Source organism: Kamptonema formosum PCC 10802 (genome assembly GCF_000332335.1).
Taxonomy (GTDB): Bacteria; Cyanobacteriota; Cyanobacteriia; order Cyanobacteriales; family Oscillatoriaceae; genus Oscillatoria.
Genome location: NZ_KB235950.1, coordinates 79,304 through 97,219, shown reverse-complemented (window position 1 = coordinate 97,219; position 17,916 = coordinate 79,304). Strand labels below are relative to the sequence as shown.

At 50.8% G+C, this 17,916-nt stretch carries 18 protein-coding genes and 1 pseudogene; 9 read left to right on the top strand and 10 right to left on the bottom strand.

Translation table 11 applies throughout. The features are described from left to right. Nucleotides 1-438: 438 nt before the first annotated feature. Together OSC10802_RS53675 and OSC10802_RS53670 are read left to right on the top strand one after the other, a co-directional pair. Nucleotides 439-696, top strand: a pseudogene (locus tag OSC10802_RS53675) (PIN domain-containing protein); the annotation flags it as partial. 57 nt (nucleotides 697-753) lie between these two features. After that, nucleotides 754-918, top strand: a complete 165-nt coding sequence (locus OSC10802_RS53670; RefSeq protein WP_017721279.1) for a hypothetical protein — start codon at nucleotides 754-756, stop codon at nucleotides 916-918. Between the two features lie 894 nt (nucleotides 919-1,812). On the opposite strand, the gene OSC10802_RS52035 is transcribed toward OSC10802_RS53670, so the two are convergent. From OSC10802_RS52035 to OSC10802_RS52025, 10 genes are all read right to left on the bottom strand, one after another. Continuing rightward, complete coding sequence (locus OSC10802_RS52035; protein ID WP_155969088.1) at nucleotides 1,813-2,052, bottom strand: hypothetical protein; 240 nt, start codon at nucleotides 2,050-2,052, stop codon at nucleotides 1,813-1,815. A gap of 113 nt (nucleotides 2,053-2,165) precedes the next feature. Then, nucleotides 2,166-3,023 (bottom strand): class I SAM-dependent methyltransferase, encoded by an 858-nt coding sequence (locus OSC10802_RS0134265; protein ID WP_017721278.1) that lies wholly within the window; start codon nucleotides 3,021-3,023, stop codon nucleotides 2,166-2,168. Nucleotides 3,024-3,456: 433 nt separating this feature from the next. Then, nucleotides 3,457-3,615: a hypothetical protein gene (locus tag OSC10802_RS53665; RefSeq protein ID WP_017721276.1), complete on the bottom strand. Its 159-nt coding sequence runs from the start codon at nucleotides 3,613-3,615 to the stop codon at nucleotides 3,457-3,459. A 357-nt stretch (nucleotides 3,616-3,972) separates the two neighbouring features. Beyond that, nucleotides 3,973-5,982 carry a S8 family peptidase gene (locus OSC10802_RS0134250; protein ID WP_017721275.1) on the bottom strand — a complete coding sequence of 670 codons (2,010 nt, stop codon included), beginning with the start codon at nucleotides 5,980-5,982 and terminating at the stop codon, nucleotides 3,973-3,975. Between the two features lie 423 nt (nucleotides 5,983-6,405). Then, the gene (locus OSC10802_RS0134245) at nucleotides 6,406-6,693 is read right to left on the bottom strand and encodes a CVNH domain-containing protein (RefSeq protein ID WP_155969086.1); all 288 of its coding nucleotides are present in this window, start codon (nucleotides 6,691-6,693) and stop codon (nucleotides 6,406-6,408) included. A gap of 700 nt (nucleotides 6,694-7,393) precedes the next feature. Continuing rightward, nucleotides 7,394-7,963, bottom strand: a complete 570-nt coding sequence (locus OSC10802_RS43165; RefSeq protein ID WP_017721273.1) for a M35 family metalloendopeptidase — start codon at nucleotides 7,961-7,963, stop codon at nucleotides 7,394-7,396. Nucleotides 7,964-8,123: 160 nt separating this feature from the next. Continuing rightward, nucleotides 8,124-9,863: a tetratricopeptide repeat protein gene (locus OSC10802_RS56040; protein WP_082218472.1), complete on the bottom strand. Its 1,740-nt coding sequence runs from the start codon at nucleotides 9,861-9,863 to the stop codon at nucleotides 8,124-8,126. Continuing rightward, nucleotides 9,803-10,639 carry an RNA polymerase sigma factor gene (locus tag OSC10802_RS0134230; RefSeq protein WP_017721271.1) on the bottom strand — a complete coding sequence of 279 codons (837 nt, stop codon included), beginning with the start codon at nucleotides 10,637-10,639 and terminating at the stop codon, nucleotides 9,803-9,805. The genes OSC10802_RS56040 and OSC10802_RS0134230 overlap by 61 nt, the downstream gene beginning before the upstream one ends. 46 nt (nucleotides 10,640-10,685) lie before the next feature. Continuing rightward, nucleotides 10,686-10,964 (bottom strand): RNA polymerase sigma factor, encoded by a 279-nt coding sequence (locus OSC10802_RS52030; protein WP_071593411.1) that lies wholly within the window; start codon nucleotides 10,962-10,964, stop codon nucleotides 10,686-10,688. A gap of 472 nt (nucleotides 10,965-11,436) precedes the next feature. Continuing rightward, nucleotides 11,437-11,586: a hypothetical protein gene (locus tag OSC10802_RS52025; protein ID WP_155969084.1), complete on the bottom strand. Its 150-nt coding sequence runs from the start codon at nucleotides 11,584-11,586 to the stop codon at nucleotides 11,437-11,439. A 353-nt stretch (nucleotides 11,587-11,939) separates the two neighbouring features. Between OSC10802_RS52025 and OSC10802_RS52020 the strand changes: the two genes are divergently transcribed. From OSC10802_RS52020 to OSC10802_RS43160, 7 genes are all read left to right on the top strand, one after another. Then, a complete protein-coding gene (locus tag OSC10802_RS52020; RefSeq protein WP_155969082.1) occupies nucleotides 11,940-12,200 on the top strand; it encodes a hypothetical protein in 261 nt (86 codons plus the stop codon). Nucleotides 12,201-12,350: 150 nt separating this feature from the next. Continuing rightward, a complete protein-coding gene (pyk, locus tag OSC10802_RS0134215) occupies nucleotides 12,351-13,772 on the top strand; it encodes a pyruvate kinase (protein ID WP_017721268.1) in 1,422 nt (473 codons plus the stop codon). Nucleotides 13,773-15,070: 1,298 nt separating this feature from the next. Then, nucleotides 15,071-15,241: a hypothetical protein gene (locus tag OSC10802_RS52015; RefSeq protein ID WP_155969080.1), complete on the top strand. Its 171-nt coding sequence runs from the start codon at nucleotides 15,071-15,073 to the stop codon at nucleotides 15,239-15,241. 68 nt (nucleotides 15,242-15,309) lie between these two features. Continuing rightward, nucleotides 15,310-15,549: a helix-turn-helix domain-containing protein gene (locus tag OSC10802_RS0134210; protein WP_026099059.1), complete on the top strand. Its 240-nt coding sequence runs from the start codon at nucleotides 15,310-15,312 to the stop codon at nucleotides 15,547-15,549. A 345-nt stretch (nucleotides 15,550-15,894) separates the two neighbouring features. Next, entirely contained in the window at nucleotides 15,895-16,260 is a 366-nt protein-coding gene (locus OSC10802_RS0134205) for a response regulator (protein ID WP_026099058.1), read from the top strand. A gap of 218 nt (nucleotides 16,261-16,478) precedes the next feature. Beyond that, nucleotides 16,479-16,856 carry a response regulator gene (locus OSC10802_RS0134200; protein ID WP_026099057.1) on the top strand — a complete coding sequence of 126 codons (378 nt, stop codon included), beginning with the start codon at nucleotides 16,479-16,481 and terminating at the stop codon, nucleotides 16,854-16,856. 16 nt (nucleotides 16,857-16,872) lie between these two features. Then, nucleotides 16,873-17,916, top strand: a 1,044-nt coding sequence (locus OSC10802_RS43160) for an Hpt domain-containing protein (protein WP_020480619.1), incomplete at its 3' end; no start/stop codon positions are given.

Sequence of the window (17,916 nt, the reverse complement as noted above, 5' to 3'; positions counted from 1 at the left end):
CGTAGGACCGGCGTCCCGCCTGTCCCTATTCCCCCCATCTCAATGACGTAGGACCGGCGTCCCGCCTGTCCCAAAAGATGCTTGCCCGTTTTTGCAAATTTTTGTTACGGCACGCAAAGCTTTTTAGCAAATGTAAAACTTTCATGTATTTCTCTGCCAGAACGCTCGGCGGTGAGTTAGATTGAAAATGTATAGAGTAGTTGGGAAGGATGAATCTTTTGCTAGCAGCGTGGCAGATGCTGGGCGAAGATGAGCCGCTTCATGGTAGATGCCATCCTCCCAGTTGCTCTTAATTTTATAACAATTTAATATTCGGGTTTGGCGGGGTTGGACTGGCTTTTCGGGGGGGCATGCCGGTGGGACGCATTGGTAACAGAACATGGAACGCGACATCCAGAGACTTGAAGAACTGGGAAATCCACGCTCGCTGTTTATGATAGGTTTCCGATTTGGTATCTATTACAGATTGAGCAAATTAACTTACTGCCGCAGTTATATGGGGCGGTGAAGATTCCTCAAGCTGTTTTTGATGAACTGGGGGCTGAGTCGCCGGCAGCAGTCCAAAATTGGATAAGGCAACTTCCTGAGTGGTGGGAAATTCAGACAGCCGGTGTTTCCTCTGATGCCGGTTTGGAACAGCTCGATGCAGGGGAAGGGGAGGCAATTTTTTTGCGGGGAAACAGGGTGCCGGTTTAGTCGTGTTGGATGACAAAGCAGCAAGGCGGAGAGCGCGGTTGACGCGGGTTGAGAATTATGGGATTGCTTGGCGTTCTGAAGGATGCTGGGGGTGCCGGTGTAATCGACCTAGCAGTAACTTTTGAACGTTTGCGAGCCGTTGTTTTTTGGGTTGCGCCGAGCTGGCTGCAACGGCTGGTGGAAGAGGAAAAAGACCCTAAAAGATTATTAATGGCTGCGTAAAACGCGCATTTTACGCAACTCCCCGCAGAGAATGGCTTGCTTATTACTGCCAGGTCTTTTACCCCTATTCCGAATATCATAGCACAGTTAAATATGTTAAATTAATCCATCAATATTTAATTGTATTTGCTGCAAAAAAAGGGGGGACTGACACGCCCGCTAGGGAGAGTTTGCGGAGAAAAATGCTACATGTTATTGATTACTAATCAAGCGCGATAGGCTTTGCCGTGAGCGGTAGCTCATTCGCCCGGAAGGGGGTGTGGGTAGCGATACCGACCAAGGTATTTTTCTCAATGTTGAAGAGCGGTGGCGGGATGAGTGTTAGTTGTTGATGGCTGTTTGTTGGCGCCCTCGCGCTCTTAGAATAATGGCAAGGGAGATAAAGTAAATGCGACCGCCTTTTTTCAATCAAAAAAGGGGGCGGTCGCTTTTTAGGTGGCGGGACTGCAAGAAGGTGGTGCCGATCTCTAATTATTGCAGAGTTGCGCGGATGTGCGAGTTGGTGTAAGGGGGGCGATTGTATCCTGTAACGCTCCCTATTTCGGAGTTATTGGTTAACGAAACAAACCCGCCGTACAGGCATTCTGTCCGTCCCCTATATTATTAACCCAAACCTTGGCATTTGTACCAGGGCAATATCCATACTGCGCCTGCGCCCGCGTCCACGCCAACGGGTCATCACCAGCTCCATAAAAGCAAAACCCTGAAGATTTCACTCCGCAACCTACCGTGTTTTGTGGTAGAGTTGTATTAATGTGTCGGGAGACAGCTGCAGCTTGAATTGGAAGTTTCATGTTTTTTCTCCTTATTTTTCAGACTCCCACAGTTTAAATCCTAGTTTTAGGATTGTATTGCAGTTAAAAAATGGTTAGCCAATTGAGCCAAATTTCTCCCTCAAAAAATGCCACAGGCGGCAAAGCACATCGCCATTGACACGCCTGAAAATATAGGGCACCCACAGTCAGCCGGCTCGGAAAATTTCATGGGAGCGTTCGGATTGGGATTTGAACCGTGCACGTACTGATATTCCCGGCGGCTCAACCTGCCTTTACTGTCTTTAACAGACACTAATACCAAGTCCGGCTGGATGAGATATCTCCTACTCACGGGGAGAGACTGGTTCGGAAGTTTCATAAGCGCTCCTTTGGGGATACAAAGACAACTTCATGTGCTGGATTAATGGAGCGAGTTATACTGAAGCATGGCAGTATTTTCCGGAAGAATATACCTCAACCCTGACTTCAGCTTTAGTGGCGGTTCAGCAAAACGAAGCCAGACATCTTCCGCCACATTTCCCAATGTTCCGGCGCTTCTAATTGAGCCAGCAGCGATTTGGGCAAGACTTCCCGCTGCAAGCGCTGCCCCTCCTCCAGCAGGGAGCGAAATTCCACGCTCATCCAACCATATCGCCGAAAGAATTCAGTTCCTTCTTCGGGGGCGAATTGCAAGGTTGCTTCGCTGGAATTAAGCGACCCACCTATGCTTTTCTGGAAATATCGCAACGCACTGGGCGAGGCCAGATCCGTCAGCCACCACCGAAACTGGGGCTGTGCGTACAGGTCAGCAGCCAGTGCGGCTACTTGCTCGGCAGTCATATAAATGAGCAGCCCTTCCGTAACCGCCAGTACCCGTTTTGCTGCTATACCGACACCCTGGAAGAACATCTGCCTTGCAATGATATCAGTAACGTCCAGCGAAACCGATTCCAGAACGCACCTCGGCTGCACGCCGGCAAGTTTGTTGGCTTTGTAGGCTAGGACAACTGGCAAGTCGCACTCGCACCAACGCAGGGAAGTCGGCAAAGGCAGCCGATAAGGTCTCGTATCCAGACCAGCTCCCAAGTTCAGCACTGTATCAACCCCGTCTTCTTTGACAGTCCGCAGAATCAGCTCATCCATCACGCAAGTACGCACGGCACAGCCTGATGCTCCTGCTTTTCCCCCTGGCATGGCCTCGACGAGCTTTTTGCCCCGCTCCCCAGCTAAAATTTGGGCGTGGGTATCTTGGAAGAGAGCGTCTGGGCGCTGGGTTTCCAAGGCGCGATAGGCAGCTGTCAAGAAGGCAGTATCAGAGATAGATTCAACTGGTAAAGAAGTCAGATTCATTGTGCCGTTGTTTAGCGCCTGTTCATTAGCAGTTTGACTTGGCAGCGAAGGTTACTCAGCCCTTTTAGAGATGCTCGGTAGTTGTTCGGCGTGCAACCACCGAGCAAGTGATCGGGCTACTGTTTGCTAGCAACCCAGGCTAGGGAGCATGGTTCAGAGTTAGATCAAAGAGGTCAGAATTGGGGCAGCAATTGGGGCAACGGTCTTGACAACATCCAGAACTGTGTCATACCATGCGCTGGCTTCAACACCAGTTTGCCCTGAAATTGCAGTCGGAGCGAGGGTGCGTTCGACGGGTGCAGATTGTTTGGGAAGGTTCATGATTTTGCCTCTTTATCCTTGATGTTTTTAGGAGTCGTTCGGGAGTTTTGAGCAACCCCCGAACGAGGAATTTTGTTACAGCCTTTAAGCGAGGCTGATTAAGCTGCCTAAATTAGAGACTGCCCAGAACGGTTGTGGCAATTGGAGCTACTTTCTTTGCAACTTCCAGCAGGGTATCATACCAGGCGCTGGCTTCAACACCACTTTGTCCTGAAATTGCAGCCGGAGTGAGCGTCCGTTCCACGGGGGCAACTTGCTTGGGAAGGTTCATAACTTTTCCTGATTTTTTCTTGAGTGTTTGCTTGTCTGTTGTCTCCGAACAATTACCGCTGGTAACGCGGTACGTGTCCGGCTTGGATAGGAACTTTCATCGCGGTTTCTCCTGTTTGAGTGATTTTTGCCCGGCAATCCCCGATTCCTAATACGCAGCCATACAGAGATTCCTGGCCAGACCTTTTAAGTTGTAACAGCTCGTGTAGTCGGAAATGCTGGCCCCTGAACTATTCAATAAGGGGGATGTCGTGTTAATATTACGAACCACGGGCTGAGATTGCTTTGGCAAATTATTCATGAGGGTTTCTTCTTGTAGAACCTTTGGCAGAAATTAAATAAAGTTTGATGCAGCTTTTTAGTCCGAGACAGACCAGGTACGCACCTCGCCAATCGTGACTGGCATAGTATCGCTCACATCCACAGTGAAGCGATATACTTTTTTCGCCCGGTCGTCATTTTCCGGATCGAAAAACTTCAGTTTGACATCCCAACAATCTGAATCCATCCGACAGAACGGGCTTTTTTCTGTTTCAATACGGTCAAGCTGCATCCCCTTACTCGTTGCCTCGCTAAACGCTTGTGCTGCTTGGAACGCATTCGTCGCCGCGAAATTGAGCGCTCGCTCCTGGGATGTTTGACCCAGATTCCGAAATTCGTAGTACATACGATTGAGAAACTCCTTCAGAGAAGCTCGCGTAGCTTGCTCCTGCTGAGCAGCCTGCGTTGCTGTAGCGCTTGCTTTTGCTGCATTAACCGCCAGTGTTACCAATTGGTTGACGTTCCACTCGTACATCCCGCGAACTTCTGGGGCGATCACGGGAACAACTTGCCCAGAAAATAGCCTGACGTTCTTGCCTGTCAACACACCAGGAATTGAAACCCTGGAAATATATTCAGGATCGTCTTCGGGTTTGATTTGCCCCTTGATAGCTGAAATCAGGTGCTGATAAGCTTGCTCGGCAAAAGAACCAACAGGTTCAATTGCGTAAATCGGTGTTAGCTCTAGGTTTAACGTCCAAATCAGCGATTTTGCTTCGTAGGGGTTTGGCTCGAGATAATTCACCATCTGGCTAACTACGTATGGATTGGCCGGGAAAGGCGGATTGCCTTCAACCATTGGCATTAGCTGTTTAAAGCTATCTCGACGAGCCTCGGTGCCGAAATCGTAACTAACTGTTCCCAGGGCGTAAACTAGAGATTTTGCACCGGCACCGTTACAGCCGCAGTTTTCAGAAGCCACCACGCTGCTGGGCGTGACAGAAGGTGTTGCTAGTTGGCTAGGCGTTACAGTCATTGTATTTTCCAAATTCTTTACAGTTGTTGAGACAAATTCAGCTGTTGTGACTTCTGCCACCGGCACGGCAACATCTGGCAGCTGGTTGGCGGACGGTTCTAGATTGAGGCTAGTCGCGTCACTAGGTTGAATCATCGCTTCCTCTAATTTCTCCTCAGACACTTCTTTCCTTCCTCGTCCTGCAATCAGGGCATAAGCCCCAGGAATATTGAGACTTCCGACCAAAAAGCGACGGCAATCTGAAACCGCTTCTGGGTTGCAAGGCAAAGCGCTCTTGAGAAGCGCCTCACGGACAGCGTGGGGGTCGGGCTTTTCACCACGTTGCAGCTGCACGCTCAGCAGCAGCGCCACAATTCCAGATACAATAGGAGTCGCAAAGCTGGTACCGCTTTTCAGAACCGTACCGCCCCCCGATTCCGCACCCTGGATGTTTTCACCAGGAGCGAGAATGCCTTGGGTTTGATATGTCTCCCCCCAATTACTGAAATCGAAGGGCAATCCCTGCGCATTCATCGCACCCACAGCGAGAACTGAAGGCAAGGCAGCCGGAACGTGGAGGCACTGACACCCATCATTTCCCGCAGCAGCCACAATCAGAACACCACTGTCATTGCAGAATTTGACCGCTTTTGCCAGTATTGGGTCAGCCTCTGTCGCTTGAGCCAGTTGACCGCCGCTAATGTTAATTACATGAGCGCCGGCTTCAACCGCTTGATTGATAGCGCGTGCGAGGTCTAGCTGGGAAAGCGAACCTCTGCGATTATCGGAAAACACCGGCACAATCAGTCCGCGACAGCCAGGAGCAATACCGGGGACGGAACTGTTATGCTGACCGAAGATGACGCTGGTAATGTGCGTTCCGTGACTCGACATCAGCCCGGTGCTAGCCGTCTCTGAAATCGTGGTTTGCACTCTGGTGAGGTTGGCACCGTCAAAATAGGGATGAGACTGGTCTACTGGACCGTCAAGAATGGCCACACAGATGTGGGAGTCGCCTTTTGTTTCAGACCACAGTTTTTCTAGTCCGGGTAATCCTGAAATATCAGTGACGTTTGTCTGTGTAACTGCCATGCTTGAACCTCATAATTTTCTTGTCGGTTGCCAAATTTTTCTGCTGGTATTGAACCGGCGGAGACAAGATTAAGTTTTTCTTTTTCCTGTCTTCTGCTTATAAGACGATTCCGCCTCTCACTTTCTGAATTTTTCGAGTTAGCCTTTTTTATAGCTATATAGCGGTGTCAGTTTGTCAAAAATAAATGCTCCCATAATATGTTCATTCTTCCCAGACATGAAGCCGTTGCTTAACAAAGCAACGGCTGCGTCAGCTAACTTTTATAGAAGGCCCGGTTTTAGGGTTCGTATGTCAAGCTTCCATCCAGGTTAGCGATATGCTCATTTAAATTAATGGAAGTAGCCTTTACCGTAACGCTGTCCACTGTTTTACATTGATCTTTGAAAGTGCTATTGTCAGCGATTTCGAGGGATTTGCACGCTTTAGAGACAGCCGTTCTCCCCCCAAGACAGGTTGCCATTTGCATTTTGAATATGCCGGTCTAAATCAATAGAGCTTGGAAAACCGGAGCTACTAGCCTTCTGACAGCTAGCTGATAGAACCGCGCCTTTAAGTTGAGCATCTTTGCAGGTTTTGCTTAAATCGCCAGCCGCTAGAGCGCTGTTGCTCACAGCACCGAAAAACAGAGCAATTGCTACCAAAAAATCGCAGCTCTTTTTGAGAAAATGCATGACCTTTTTCATTGGAAGTTGACCGTCAAACTTGAGCAAATAGGCACACAAAATTTGTTGGTCTTTCCGCCTTGCGTCCCTACACCCTTAAGACGATTACAGCAGCCAATTTCTGAATTTTTCGAGTTAGAGTTTTTTCCCCTAACCCAATCTGCCCCGTAAAACCGGCCACAAGTTCAAGAACCGTTTTGCCTCCGACAAAGCGAAGTAGGGTGCGTTAGGCGCAGATTTAGAGCGCTCGCCCCTCATCCTCAGACTTTATAAAGTGCGCTTTTATCCCTTTCAACATCAATTTAAAAGCGCTCCCCCTCTTTCAATAAAAAAGAGGAGCAGCGTTCGCACGAACGTAATTAAAATGCGCTCATTTAAGTAAATATATTCTGTGCGCTAGACAGTGCGAACTAGCTTCACTTCTAGAAACAACTGCCAGGGATGATTTCTGAATTTTTCGAGTTAGCGCGGGTTTTTCTTAACTTATAGCGGTTTGCAGCCGAATGAGGTACCGGAGGGGGTAGGGTTCCCAGATGCTGCGCCCAAAACCTTGTACCTCATCATGAGCGAAAACAACTATCATCTACACTAGGAACCGAGGCAGGAAAAGCAGAAAAGGGAGCGCTCGCCCCCTCTTTAGCAGGCTATACCAAAGAGAATCGCACCCCTTCGTTTCAAGCTAAACAAGCAATCGCATTCTTGTAATTAACAAGAGGTACGCTCGCTTTGCTGTCCTAATTACGCAAACCTAGTAATGGAAAGATTCCAGGTAATACTCATAATTGTCAGCGTTGTTTATAGCTTCTAATGGGTTTGTTTTTGCTAATTCTAAGCATCGGCTTTGACCGTATTTATGATCGTTAGTGTTACCCACTAAATGTGATATTTCATGGAGCAGTGTACCTACTTGGGAGTTAGTACCATATAAGGGGGCTGTGAAAAAAGCCTCACACAAGTTAATTATGATTCCAACACCTAATCCTGCACCAGGTGCTGTGACATAAGCAAAATCTCGTCGCTCGCAATCAGCTCCTCCACATTCAATAGTTACAGAGTTATTCTCTAACTGCCTGACCATAGGATAAATTACTCGATCGCGGACAGTCGCTAAATTTGCAGTATTTATGGAGCCAAACCACTTGAAAAAACGATCCGCCTCCTCTATATCTTTGGGTTCGTAGTTTTGTCCCGGGCTGTATTTTTGCAAACTGATTATAGCACTATTAGCCTTGCCCAATAAGAAGCGAACTTCATTGTAGGCTTTTTGGCCTTGGTTTTTCTGACTCTCGTTACAGTTTAGGTAGGTTGGGGCTGGCATTTTTTCCTCTCATTAAAATTCTTTAACTTGAATACCTTTTTAGGCTTTCACACCTTAAAGACGATTCCCCAGCTCAATTTCTGAATTTTTCGACTTAGAGGCGGTTTTTCCCCAACCCAATGCCCCCACCAACCGGCCCCCAAGAACCAGAACCCTTTCCCTACCTAGCTTGCAGCCGTTTCAGCGCCCCCTCAACCTCCCCTCGCTCGGGATAGAGCAACTGCTGGCTCAAAGCGCGTTGATACGCCTCCACCGCACCCCTCACATCCCCCAACCCCTCCAAAGCTCTCCCTTGCCAGTAACAAAGCACAGCCGGCTCAAACTCCATCAGTTCCAAACCAGGCCCACAAGCCGCTTCCCACCACCGCCGGCTCGCCGCCTCATCCCCCAGCACCTGATAGCTCTCCCCCAACCACACCGCCGCCGACACAGATGCCAGATAGCCCCCCGCTTCTGGCAACAGCTGCCATCCATGCGCCAACGCCTCCACCGCCTGCCGGTGTTTCCCCGCCAGCGCCAACACCCGCCCGTGACGAAACCAAGCATCCGCCAACACCGGCATTAGTTGCGTCCCCTTCGCAGAGAGACTGCACCCCCGCTCAATTTCCTGAAAATGTTCCACCAGCACCCGCCCCGCCGTCGCCCAAACGCTCCAGCGATGGGGAAAACGCTCCAGCATCTCCTCTACTATTGATGCAAGGGTGACTTCACCCCCCTCTCCAGGCCGGTTGCTGTTCCCTCCCCCTAAATCCCCCTTAAAAAGGGGGACTTTCAGACGGGTTCCCTCTGTGTGCTTTGCAGACGTAGCCTCCTCAGAGTCCCCCCCTTTTAAGGGGGGCTGGGGGGGATCTGCCGGCGTAGGGCCAGAGGTCATCCCCGCCGCCGGCAAAATTTCGCACAACGCCTGATAAATTTCGCCATCCTTGGGGTACAGACGATACGCTGCCAGCATCGCCTCAGCCGCCCTCTGGTATTCACCCGTGCGGAACAAGCACCGTCCATAGGAATACCAGCCCCTGGGATTATTCGGGTGTTCCTCGGTAAACTGTGCCAGCACCCCGACTCCTTTGGCCCACTCCCCTTGGAAAATCTGATAATATGCCAGCAACTCGCAGGCATCCACCGCATCGGGAGCCTGTCGCTGAGCGGAGCTAATCATCTGTTTAGTCTGCTTCGCCTCCTCCCCCGATACCAATCTCATCCGGCAGCGATTGTCTATCTGTCGTTTGAGTGCCCTGATGTCGTCGGGAGCCAACTCCAGCACCCTGCTCAACCGCCGCTGCGCTTCCCTGACATTACCCAGGGCAATCAGCGCATCGTAGCTGTCAATCAGCGCCACTATATCGTCTGGCTTCAGTGACAGCACTGCATCAAACGCTCGCACCGCAGCAAGTGCATCCTCTGTCTCCATCCGCACCCGCCCCACAGCCAGCCAGTGAGCCGCGTTTTCCGGTTCTAGGGAAGCGGCTGACTCAAAAGCCCCAATCGCTCCCTGAGTGTCACCCCTGCAAACTGCAATTAGTCCACCGATATGCTGCCGAGTCGCTTCATCGCCTACCAAGGACAAGGCCCTCTCATAAACTGCTGCTGCATCCAGCTCCTGTCCCATTAATTGCAACATTTTCCCCAATTTCAACCGCACCTCAATTAATTGGGGCTGTCGCTCGATGACTTGCCGGTACTCCTCAACCGCCTGCTCCCAACGGCCCATTGCGTACAGCAGGTTCGCCAATTCTAACCGTTTCTTCCATCCAGAGGGATACTGCTGCACATACTGACTTAATGTTTTGATCTTCTGGTTAATTCGGGCTGGCTTTTCGTCTAAGACCAGGGAAACATTTATCTCCACCCCTGATGGCTGGGTGAGCAATAAGACGCATGAGACAGTTTTTCTAGGCATGTCGCTGTTAACTGATAATTGATTGCTGCAATCATGCACCCTGAATCCATCGCTACTGGAGAGTCCGATTGGGAACTAACCACCACAAAATTACTCTTTTTGCAAGAGGTTTCGGAGGACGCTAACACGGAATTGTCCGCCCCAGACAAATACCTTATCAAACGCTTTTTCAGAATATCTCGCGCCTGTTGTATGCGTTTGTAAGCGTTATCTTGGGATAGCGCGAGTTGTTGGGCAATATCTGGATAGGAAACTTGATGGTAGTAAAGCAGGACAAAAGGAGTGCGGAGTCGGGAAGGAAGAGCGTCTACAGCGTCGCGAATGACCTGTCCCAACTCATCACGTAGAATTGCTGATTCGGGACAGTCTAAGCTAGAGATAACCGCTTCTTCTTCTTTAACGGCTATTTCTTCAAGGCTCTCCATTCCTATTGCCTTCCTGCGGCGCTCTCGGTGGATATCCACACAAAGATTGTGGGTGAAGCGGGTGAGCCAAGCGCGGAGATTGGTAATTCTTTCGGCACAGGCTGGCAGTTGTTGCAACGCTTTGAGCATTGCTAGACTGAGCGCTTCTTCTGCATGGGTATGATTGCCTCCCATCCAACTGATACAGCGATGATACAGGTACTTTTGGTGCTGTTGCCAGAGTTGCCAGAAGGCACTCATTTCGCCTTCGGAAAGGCGCTGTAATAGTTGCTTCTCTTCTAACTTGGTTAGGTTTCGGATCTGGTTTACAGAAAGGGAACGAGTTTTGCTCTTGGGTTTTTTTCTCTGCATAAAATAAGTTCCTAGCGTTCAAATCAGGAAGTTAAGCGCTCTCTAGTTATTGCTGACTGCGAAAGATATCTATACATAGGTTACGAGTCAGCCGGCTCACCCAAGCTTTAAAGTTAGCGCTAGGACTGGCACCGGCTTGTACTTTATTCCACGCTTTCAGCATTGCCTGACGGAGCCCATCCTCCGCACAGGTTGGGCTGTTCCCCATCCGCTTAAGACAGCAGCGGTAAAGCTCTTCCCGCTGACGCTCCCACAGCTGCCAAAAATGGGATCTTCTATATTCTATGCTACCGCTATAGCATGACAAAGTGGGTGTTTGAAACACTAATTTTCATCTTCCTCAGTCCCCGTCGTCACGGAACTCGCTTTTTGCGAGCCTCACTACAGGTCATTCTCCGAGCAACCCTGTTGAAATTGTACGTTTTTACACACATCCTCTACTGTAATCTCCCCTCACCACAATGTTAATGCCCCTGAGGAGAAAATTTCATTTTTTTTTGAGCCCTTCAATTCGGACATGAGCAGTCTGGCAGTCCGCAGGTTTATGTCCCCTGACTGTTGAGTCCAGCAATCATTTACACTGGCTATTCTTGCCCCTAAATCAGCAAAATTTTCTCACGCAAAAACCTAGCTATCCGAGATTACTCAAGGACAGCCATTTGTTTCAATACACCTCTAACACCGCTCTTGGTAAAAAAGAGCCACTGGCTCTAAATACTGCAAGCGGATTACAATTGTATGAGTGCCACCGGCACGCAGTGCTGCACGATGCCAGCTCTATAAATGGATGCCTCAATTTAAGGCACAATCTCAAACAATACTGCCAGCCCAGCAGTGCGGCGGACTGTGGGCCAAAAGCGCGGCAGCCGGCGATCCAAGCCGAGGCGATCGCCGATGCGTTCGCCAACGGGCCAACATTTCTGTTCCTGGCCTTTCGGCACTGCCACACAGTTACCTCCAGCACCCACAAACCCCTTGACAGAAGTTCCACTTGTGTGAGTAGGGCGTTGAACCCCTTAATTTTCTGTCACCTATTTTGATATATATATACTCTACTTCTGAGGATAGACACCTGTCAACGGCCCGCATTTAAACTTTCTGTAAAGAACAACCCTCTAATGTAAAGTTATGCCTTAGCTGCCGGCTTGGCCATCTCCCATGCCCGTCAGGGGTTAGGGGTTAGGGGTTAGGGGGTAGGTGTCAGACGGTAAGTAAGAATTGACCATCACCCCAATGCCCAATGCCCCAATGCCCAATTGCCCCCCGTAGTGGGGGGGCGGGTTTATTCATCTTCTTCACGGTGTCCCAACAACGTCTAGAACCCGCCCCTACCAATTCCCTGCGCCCCATGCCCAATGCCCCCATGCCCCCATGCCCCATACCGGCGTCACAAGCGCAGAACTCCACTCGCTGGCCCTCAAAAACTGAACCGTTCAGTACAGATGGGGCTACAGTGGGCCAAACCCTGCCCAAAGCCGGTGTTATATCAAGTCACGTTCACCGGCTCTTCTCGGGAAGAGCGCGTGAGCGCCACTCTCTTTACCACCCAGCCGAAATTTAAAAACGCTCACGCTTCGCCCTCAAACGCCTGATAGATTAATATTATATTCACAGTTCAGCGTTCTGTCAAGAGGGTGACAGCAAGATTTCAATCTGCGTGCTAAGCTTGCCAATGAGCCGCATTGATCGGATAGACTAAAAATCAGCTGTTATGCGCAAAACCAAGATTATCTGCACAATTGGGCCGGCTAGTTCCGATGCCATCACGATTAAAGCAATGATAGAAGCCGGCATGAATGTCGCCCGGCTGAACTTTTCCCACGGAGACTACTCCACCCACGAGAAAAACATTCTCACCCTCCGGCAAATCGCCTCCGAACTGAACAAGCCCCTGGCACTCCTCCTCGATTTGCAAGGTCCCAAAATCCGAGTCGGAGATATGGAAGAAGGTATCTTCCTCAGCCCAGGACAAAAAACCACCATCACCATCAAACCAGTCACCGGCACAGCAGAGCGATTTAGCACCACCTATAAAGGACTCTTCTCAGACGTAAAAGAAGGCGACCCCATCCTCATCGACGACGGACTGCTCTGCATCCGTGCTGAGAGAGTCACCGGCACCGAAATCCAGGGAACAGTCATTCATGGCGGACCCTTAAAAAGTCACAAGGGAATTAACCTCTCTAACTCCTCCATCTCCACCCCAGCCCTGACACAAAAAGACATCGAAGACTTAGATTTCGGGTTGAGCCAAGATGTGGATTATGTGGCACTATCCTTTGTCAGGGAAGCCTCGGATATCAAAGAAGTCAAAGGGGCAATCAGGCGCAAAGAAAAAACCGCCCACGTCATCGCCAAAGTGGAGCGCCACGAAGCCATTGATGACTTAGAAGCCATCGTAGACGCCGCCGATGTGATTATGGTGGCGCGGGGAGACTTGGGCGTTGAGCTTCCCTTGGAACGAGTTCCCCTGGTCCAGAAATTGATTATCCAGACTTGCCGCAGCCACCTCAAGCCGGCGATCACCGCCACTCAAATGCTGGAGTCGATGCTCCTCAATCCCAGGCCAACCCGCGCCGAAGTTTCCGACATCGCCAACGCCATCTTCGACGGTACAGACGCCCTGATGCTTTCCGGAGAAACTGCAGTCGGGCGCTACCCGGTGGAAGCGGTAAAAACAATGGCGCGCATCGCCGAAACAGTGGAGGCGGATTTGATTCGCTCTCCCCATTATCTCAATGGCGTCAAAGAACACCAAATTTCCAACTCCGTGGCTCATGCGGCTTGCCAGCTGGCGGAAAACTTAAAGGCTAAGGCGATCATTTGCTTTACAGAAAAGGGGTTCACCGCTCGCGTGCTCTCCAAATACCGCCAGCCTATCCCTGTAATTGCGGTAACGCCCTCAGAGTCGGTGCAGCGGCGGCTGGCTCTCAACTGGGGGGTTCAGTCCCTGCAAATGCAAGAGGTTTCCAGTACAGATGAGATGATAGCATTAGTGGAGCGGGCAGTTGTCGAGCATGGATTTGTCGCCAAGGGAGACACGGTTGCGATTATTGCCGGTTTGCCTCTTCCCATCACCGGCGTCACCAATCTGATTAAGGTTCACCGGATTGGGGAAAGCTATGCGATTTAGAACCTCACCCAATTTTCCCTTTGTAACTAGGGTAAAATCAGGGCTTTAGGGGGAGTTTCAAAGTTGGGAATTCGGGATCTGTAGAACACTCGCCTTCTACACTTGTCCGCGCAGGAAGACTTGGTTTGTCTAGCCGCAATAGCCATACGGGACGTAGGGGTGAGGGGATCTTCGCCCCTGCCCCTGGATACAGTCGCCAGGGGATATAGCAGTTCTCAATGATTTGTGAGAGCTGTGGGTGCCAGAAACCCTGTTTCTCAAATAAACCGAGTTTATACGCTGTCAGAAGTCAACGATAATCGCTTGATTTATGAAAAGGCTATAGCAGTATGCACTTAGGTTAGAACATTAGATATTCAGGCTCGGCGGACGCCGTACATACGTCTATAGAGCAGTAAGCATTTAGGAAATCTACATTCCGGCCTCCTTTGCTCCTTCGCTCCCGAAGCTCCTATTGTTCTAACCAATATGACGGCTGCTATATAATGTGGTTAAATCTGCTTTTAAACTTGTTTTTGCTAGGAGCGGGTATTTAAGAGAAAAATACAGCTAAATTTAAATTTTATCGCAGTCAAACATAGCGATAGTCAGTTAGGTTAGGACATGCAATTTGGCATTGGGCATTGGGCATTGCGGCGGGAGTGGGGCAAAAGCTGTGAGTCTTCCCCATGCGCCATGCCCCATGCGCTATGCCCCATGCGCTATGCCCCATGCGCTATGACTCGTGCCTTGTTTTTTGTCCGATCTACTATTAATGTTTTTATCTAAGTGCATACTGCTATAGCAGTATTCACTTACGTTAGAACATTAGACCTTCAGGGGGGGGCGGGACGCCTGCCCTACGTCTATATAGCAGTAAGCATTTAGGAAACCTACATTCCGGCCTCCCTTGCTCCAGAGCTCCCGAAGCTTCTATTGTTAGAACCAATATGATTGCTGCTATATTCTGCCAATTATTGCGGCCATATTTTCCGGATAGATGGCTGAGAGAAATTATTTTGTAAATCAGCGTTAAGTTTGCCCTCAAATTCCGCAAAAATTTCCTATAAATAGAAATGCTTACTGCTGTGATGTCAATCCAAAATTCCAAATCTAAAAGACAAAATAGGTAGAAGTGTGTGCCGGCTCGGTAGTCATCAGGCCGGAGCCACCTCAAGCCAAGTTTAAAGTCTCCCTTCAGGGAGCCGGCAAAAATAAACAGAACCTCAAGAAACCAGGTAGCTTAAAGAACCCTGGTTTCTCGCCGCCGGTCCGCTCCGCCGCTATGTTATGATTAATTAGGTATAGCAGCTTGACACTTGCTGGCTTTAAGAACTATAGGCAATTTCTTTGAGCGGGGTGGGGTCCCTCTCTGTGGGGAACGGTACGAGCTGACAGCAGAGAGTGCCTGCCGGCCACCGGCGGGCCGGTGCCGGCATGGAGATATCGGCCACGAAGCGCCGGTGCTGCCAGCTTTGTTAAGAAAATAATAAAAACTGCCCTCAACTTATACCAGATGTTATATGCTGGGATCGCAGAAGATCAGAGGCATAGAAACATGCCAGTGACGCAACAGCAGGAAATTGCACAGCTCGTCCGGGAGACCAGGCGACGGCTGGGACTGTCGCAACAGAAGTTTGCCGCACAGCTGGGGGTTTCATTTCAGAGCGTGAACCGCTGGGAAAATGGACGGACTCAGCCATTACCGCTGGCCTTGAAACGGATTGAGGAGTTGCTTGAGTTGATGGGCGCTCGCGGCCAGGATTTGCTGGACAGGCACTTCCCACAGGGCCGGTAGGAGAGTGGGGCCAAAAACCCCCTGGGAAAAAAACGGCGATCGGCGGAACGTACCTGAACTGTACAATTTTTCGGCAGAGAGCAACTCTTGCGCCGGCTGCCAACAGCTAGCGGGACAGCTCAGAAGCAAAAACCATTACTCCTCACCGAGCCTAAGCCTTAGCCGCTCTGTCCTCCGGAACTGGGGGAGACACCGGGAGAGGGGGGATGGGAGAAAAAGAGTTTTTATTCAAACCAGGGGAGGGAAAGTGGGGGTGAGAGGCTTGCCGCAGCGAGAGAGAGAAACACCATAATGGTAACTGTTCCGGCTAAACTGGCCTGCCGGCACACTCAACAGGAGAGACCTATGAGACAAATTTTGGTAGTGGATGATTCAGCAACCATGCGGCGGATGGTGATGGCGTCGCTGCGCAACTTAGCTGACGTCAAGTTTGAGGAAGCGAGCAACGGTCTGGAAGCGATTGAACAGTTGGCGATAGCGTCAGTGGACTTAATGATTCTCGATTTGAACATGCCCGACATGCACGGGATGGACGTGCTGAAGTTTGTGCGCGAACACCTGAGCCATAGCGACATTCCGATAGTCGTGCTGACGACCAAAGGAGACCAATACACCCACATGACCGCAATTGGAGCCGGCGCATCGCGCTATATGACCAAGCCATTCGACCCGCAAACGCTCGCCACACAGGTGAGCGAGTTGCTGCATTAGAATTATAGCATAACTGACTGCCGCCGGAGAAAAGTATTTCAAAGAATTCAGAAGTTAAAGTTCAGAATTCTCTACAGGAAATTTCCCAAAGTTGGACGGCAGACTGCGGGTTCCTATTTCTGCCCGCTGCCCCCTGACTTCGGAAGTCTGACACGGACTGCCGGCGCTCAGTCTTAAAGGCCGGTGAGCTGATGGGAACTGCCATGAAAAACTAACCTATGAAAATCCTAGTCGTAGATGATTCGCCAACGATGCGGCGAATGGTGATTTCGTCGCTGAGAGAGTTGAGAAACGTACATTTTGAAGAAGCGGGGAACGGACTCGAAGCCGTTGAGCAACTGGCGGTCGGGCACTTAAAGCAAGCGCCGGTGGATTTGATTATCCTGGACTTGAACATGCCCGACATACACGGTTTGGAGGTGCTCAAGTTTGTCCGCTCTTATGATTTTTACAGCTCAATTCCTGTGATTGTACTGACGACGAGAAGCGACACGACCACCCGAACTGCGGCCCTGGCAGCTGGCGCTTCGTCCTACATGACAAAACCGTTTGAGCCCCGGACACTTATCGCACAAGCAAACAGCTTTTTGAATTAGGAATAGAGAGATACTCGTGTCTACGGACGTTAGCAAACCCCATTTTTTTGATGAATTCCTCGACGATTATTTTGCCGAATGTGAGGAACACATGACGGTTGTGCGCCGCAATTTGCTGGCGCTAGAACCGCTTGTGAACCAGCCAGCAATCGAGCGGTCGCTGCTGGACGAACTCTTGCGCAGTTTTCATTCGCTCAAAGGTCTGTCGGGAATGGTAGGGGTGAGAGAAGCGGAGCAACTCGCACACTATATGGAGAGTTACCTGCGAGATTTGCGGTCGCAACAAGTGGTGCTCACAGGTGAAGGAATGGATGCCCTGATCGGTGGCACCACAATGTTGGAAGGGGTGATTGCCACGCGCCGGTCGTCAAATCCCCCACCGGATATCACTTCTGCGCTGCAGCAGCTAGCAGCGATCGTCAAAAGCGAGGATCTCAGCTTGTCGGAGCCTGCGCCCTCCCCCCCGCCTCCGTCTGCAGGGGCGGCGGGCGAACCGCCCCCCCCTGAGGATGTCCCAGAGCCCCCCAGCACCGGCACCGTCGCAGCAACAGCGCTCTCACAAATCCCAATCGCCTTGAAACCAGAAGAAAGCGACCGGGTCGGTGTAGCGCTCCAGAGTGGCGGGCGAGCTTGGCGCTTTGAGTTCGCGCCGGTGCCGGCCCTGGCCGAACGCGGTGTTAACGTTAACAGCGTTCGCGCTCGCCTGCAAGCCATTGGGGAATTAATTCACGCCGCGCCCCGCGTCAAACCCGGGGGAGGAATTGTCTTCGATTTTGTAGTAGCCAGCAAGGCGGATGAAACAGCCTTTGCCGGCTGGGCCAACGACGGGCTGCTCTGGGCACCCTTCAAAACTCAGGAGTCACAACTCACCCCAGACACCTGCAGCACAGCCGTCTCCCCTCCCCCCCCCTCTGAGCCAGCAGTGAAAACTCAGCGAGTCAGAACACAGAAGTCAGCACAAAAAACTCAAAAGTCAGCCCCTCACACCGGCAGAGGGGGCGAGACGCCTGCGCCCCCCCCAGACGGTAAGGGCGGTGCCCCCGCGCCGGCCCCCCCCGCG

Bases quoted from the DNA above. Each gene is read 5' to 3' on its own strand.
- OSC10802_RS53670 (WP_017721279.1), top strand. From the start codon at position 754: ATGGGATTGCTTGGCGTTCTGAAGGATGCTGGGGGTGCCGGTGTAATC.
- OSC10802_RS52035 (WP_155969088.1), bottom strand. From the start codon at position 2,052: ATGAAACTTCCGAACCAGTCTCTCCCCGTGAGTAGGAGATATCTCATC.
- OSC10802_RS0134265 (WP_017721278.1), bottom strand. From the start codon at position 3,023: ATGAATCTGACTTCTTTACCAGTTGAATCTATCTCTGATACTGCCTTC.
- OSC10802_RS53665 (WP_017721276.1), bottom strand. From the start codon at position 3,615: ATGAACCTTCCCAAGCAAGTTGCCCCCGTGGAACGGACGCTCACTCCG.
- OSC10802_RS0134250 (WP_017721275.1), bottom strand. From the start codon at position 5,982: ATGGCAGTTACACAGACAAACGTCACTGATATTTCAGGATTACCCGGA.
- OSC10802_RS43165 (WP_017721273.1), bottom strand. From the start codon at position 7,963: ATGCCAGCCCCAACCTACCTAAACTGTAACGAGAGTCAGAAAAACCAA.
- OSC10802_RS56040 (WP_082218472.1), bottom strand. From the start codon at position 9,863: ATGCCTAGAAAAACTGTCTCATGCGTCTTATTGCTCACCCAGCCATCA.
- OSC10802_RS0134230 (WP_017721271.1), bottom strand. From the start codon at position 10,639: ATGCAGAGAAAAAAACCCAAGAGCAAAACTCGTTCCCTTTCTGTAAAC.
- pyk (WP_017721268.1), top strand. From the start codon at position 12,351: ATGCGCAAAACCAAGATTATCTGCACAATTGGGCCGGCTAGTTCCGAT.
- OSC10802_RS0134210 (WP_026099059.1), top strand. From the start codon at position 15,310: ATGCCAGTGACGCAACAGCAGGAAATTGCACAGCTCGTCCGGGAGACC.
- OSC10802_RS0134205 (WP_026099058.1), top strand. From the start codon at position 15,895: ATGAGACAAATTTTGGTAGTGGATGATTCAGCAACCATGCGGCGGATG.
- OSC10802_RS0134200 (WP_026099057.1), top strand. From the start codon at position 16,479: ATGAAAATCCTAGTCGTAGATGATTCGCCAACGATGCGGCGAATGGTG.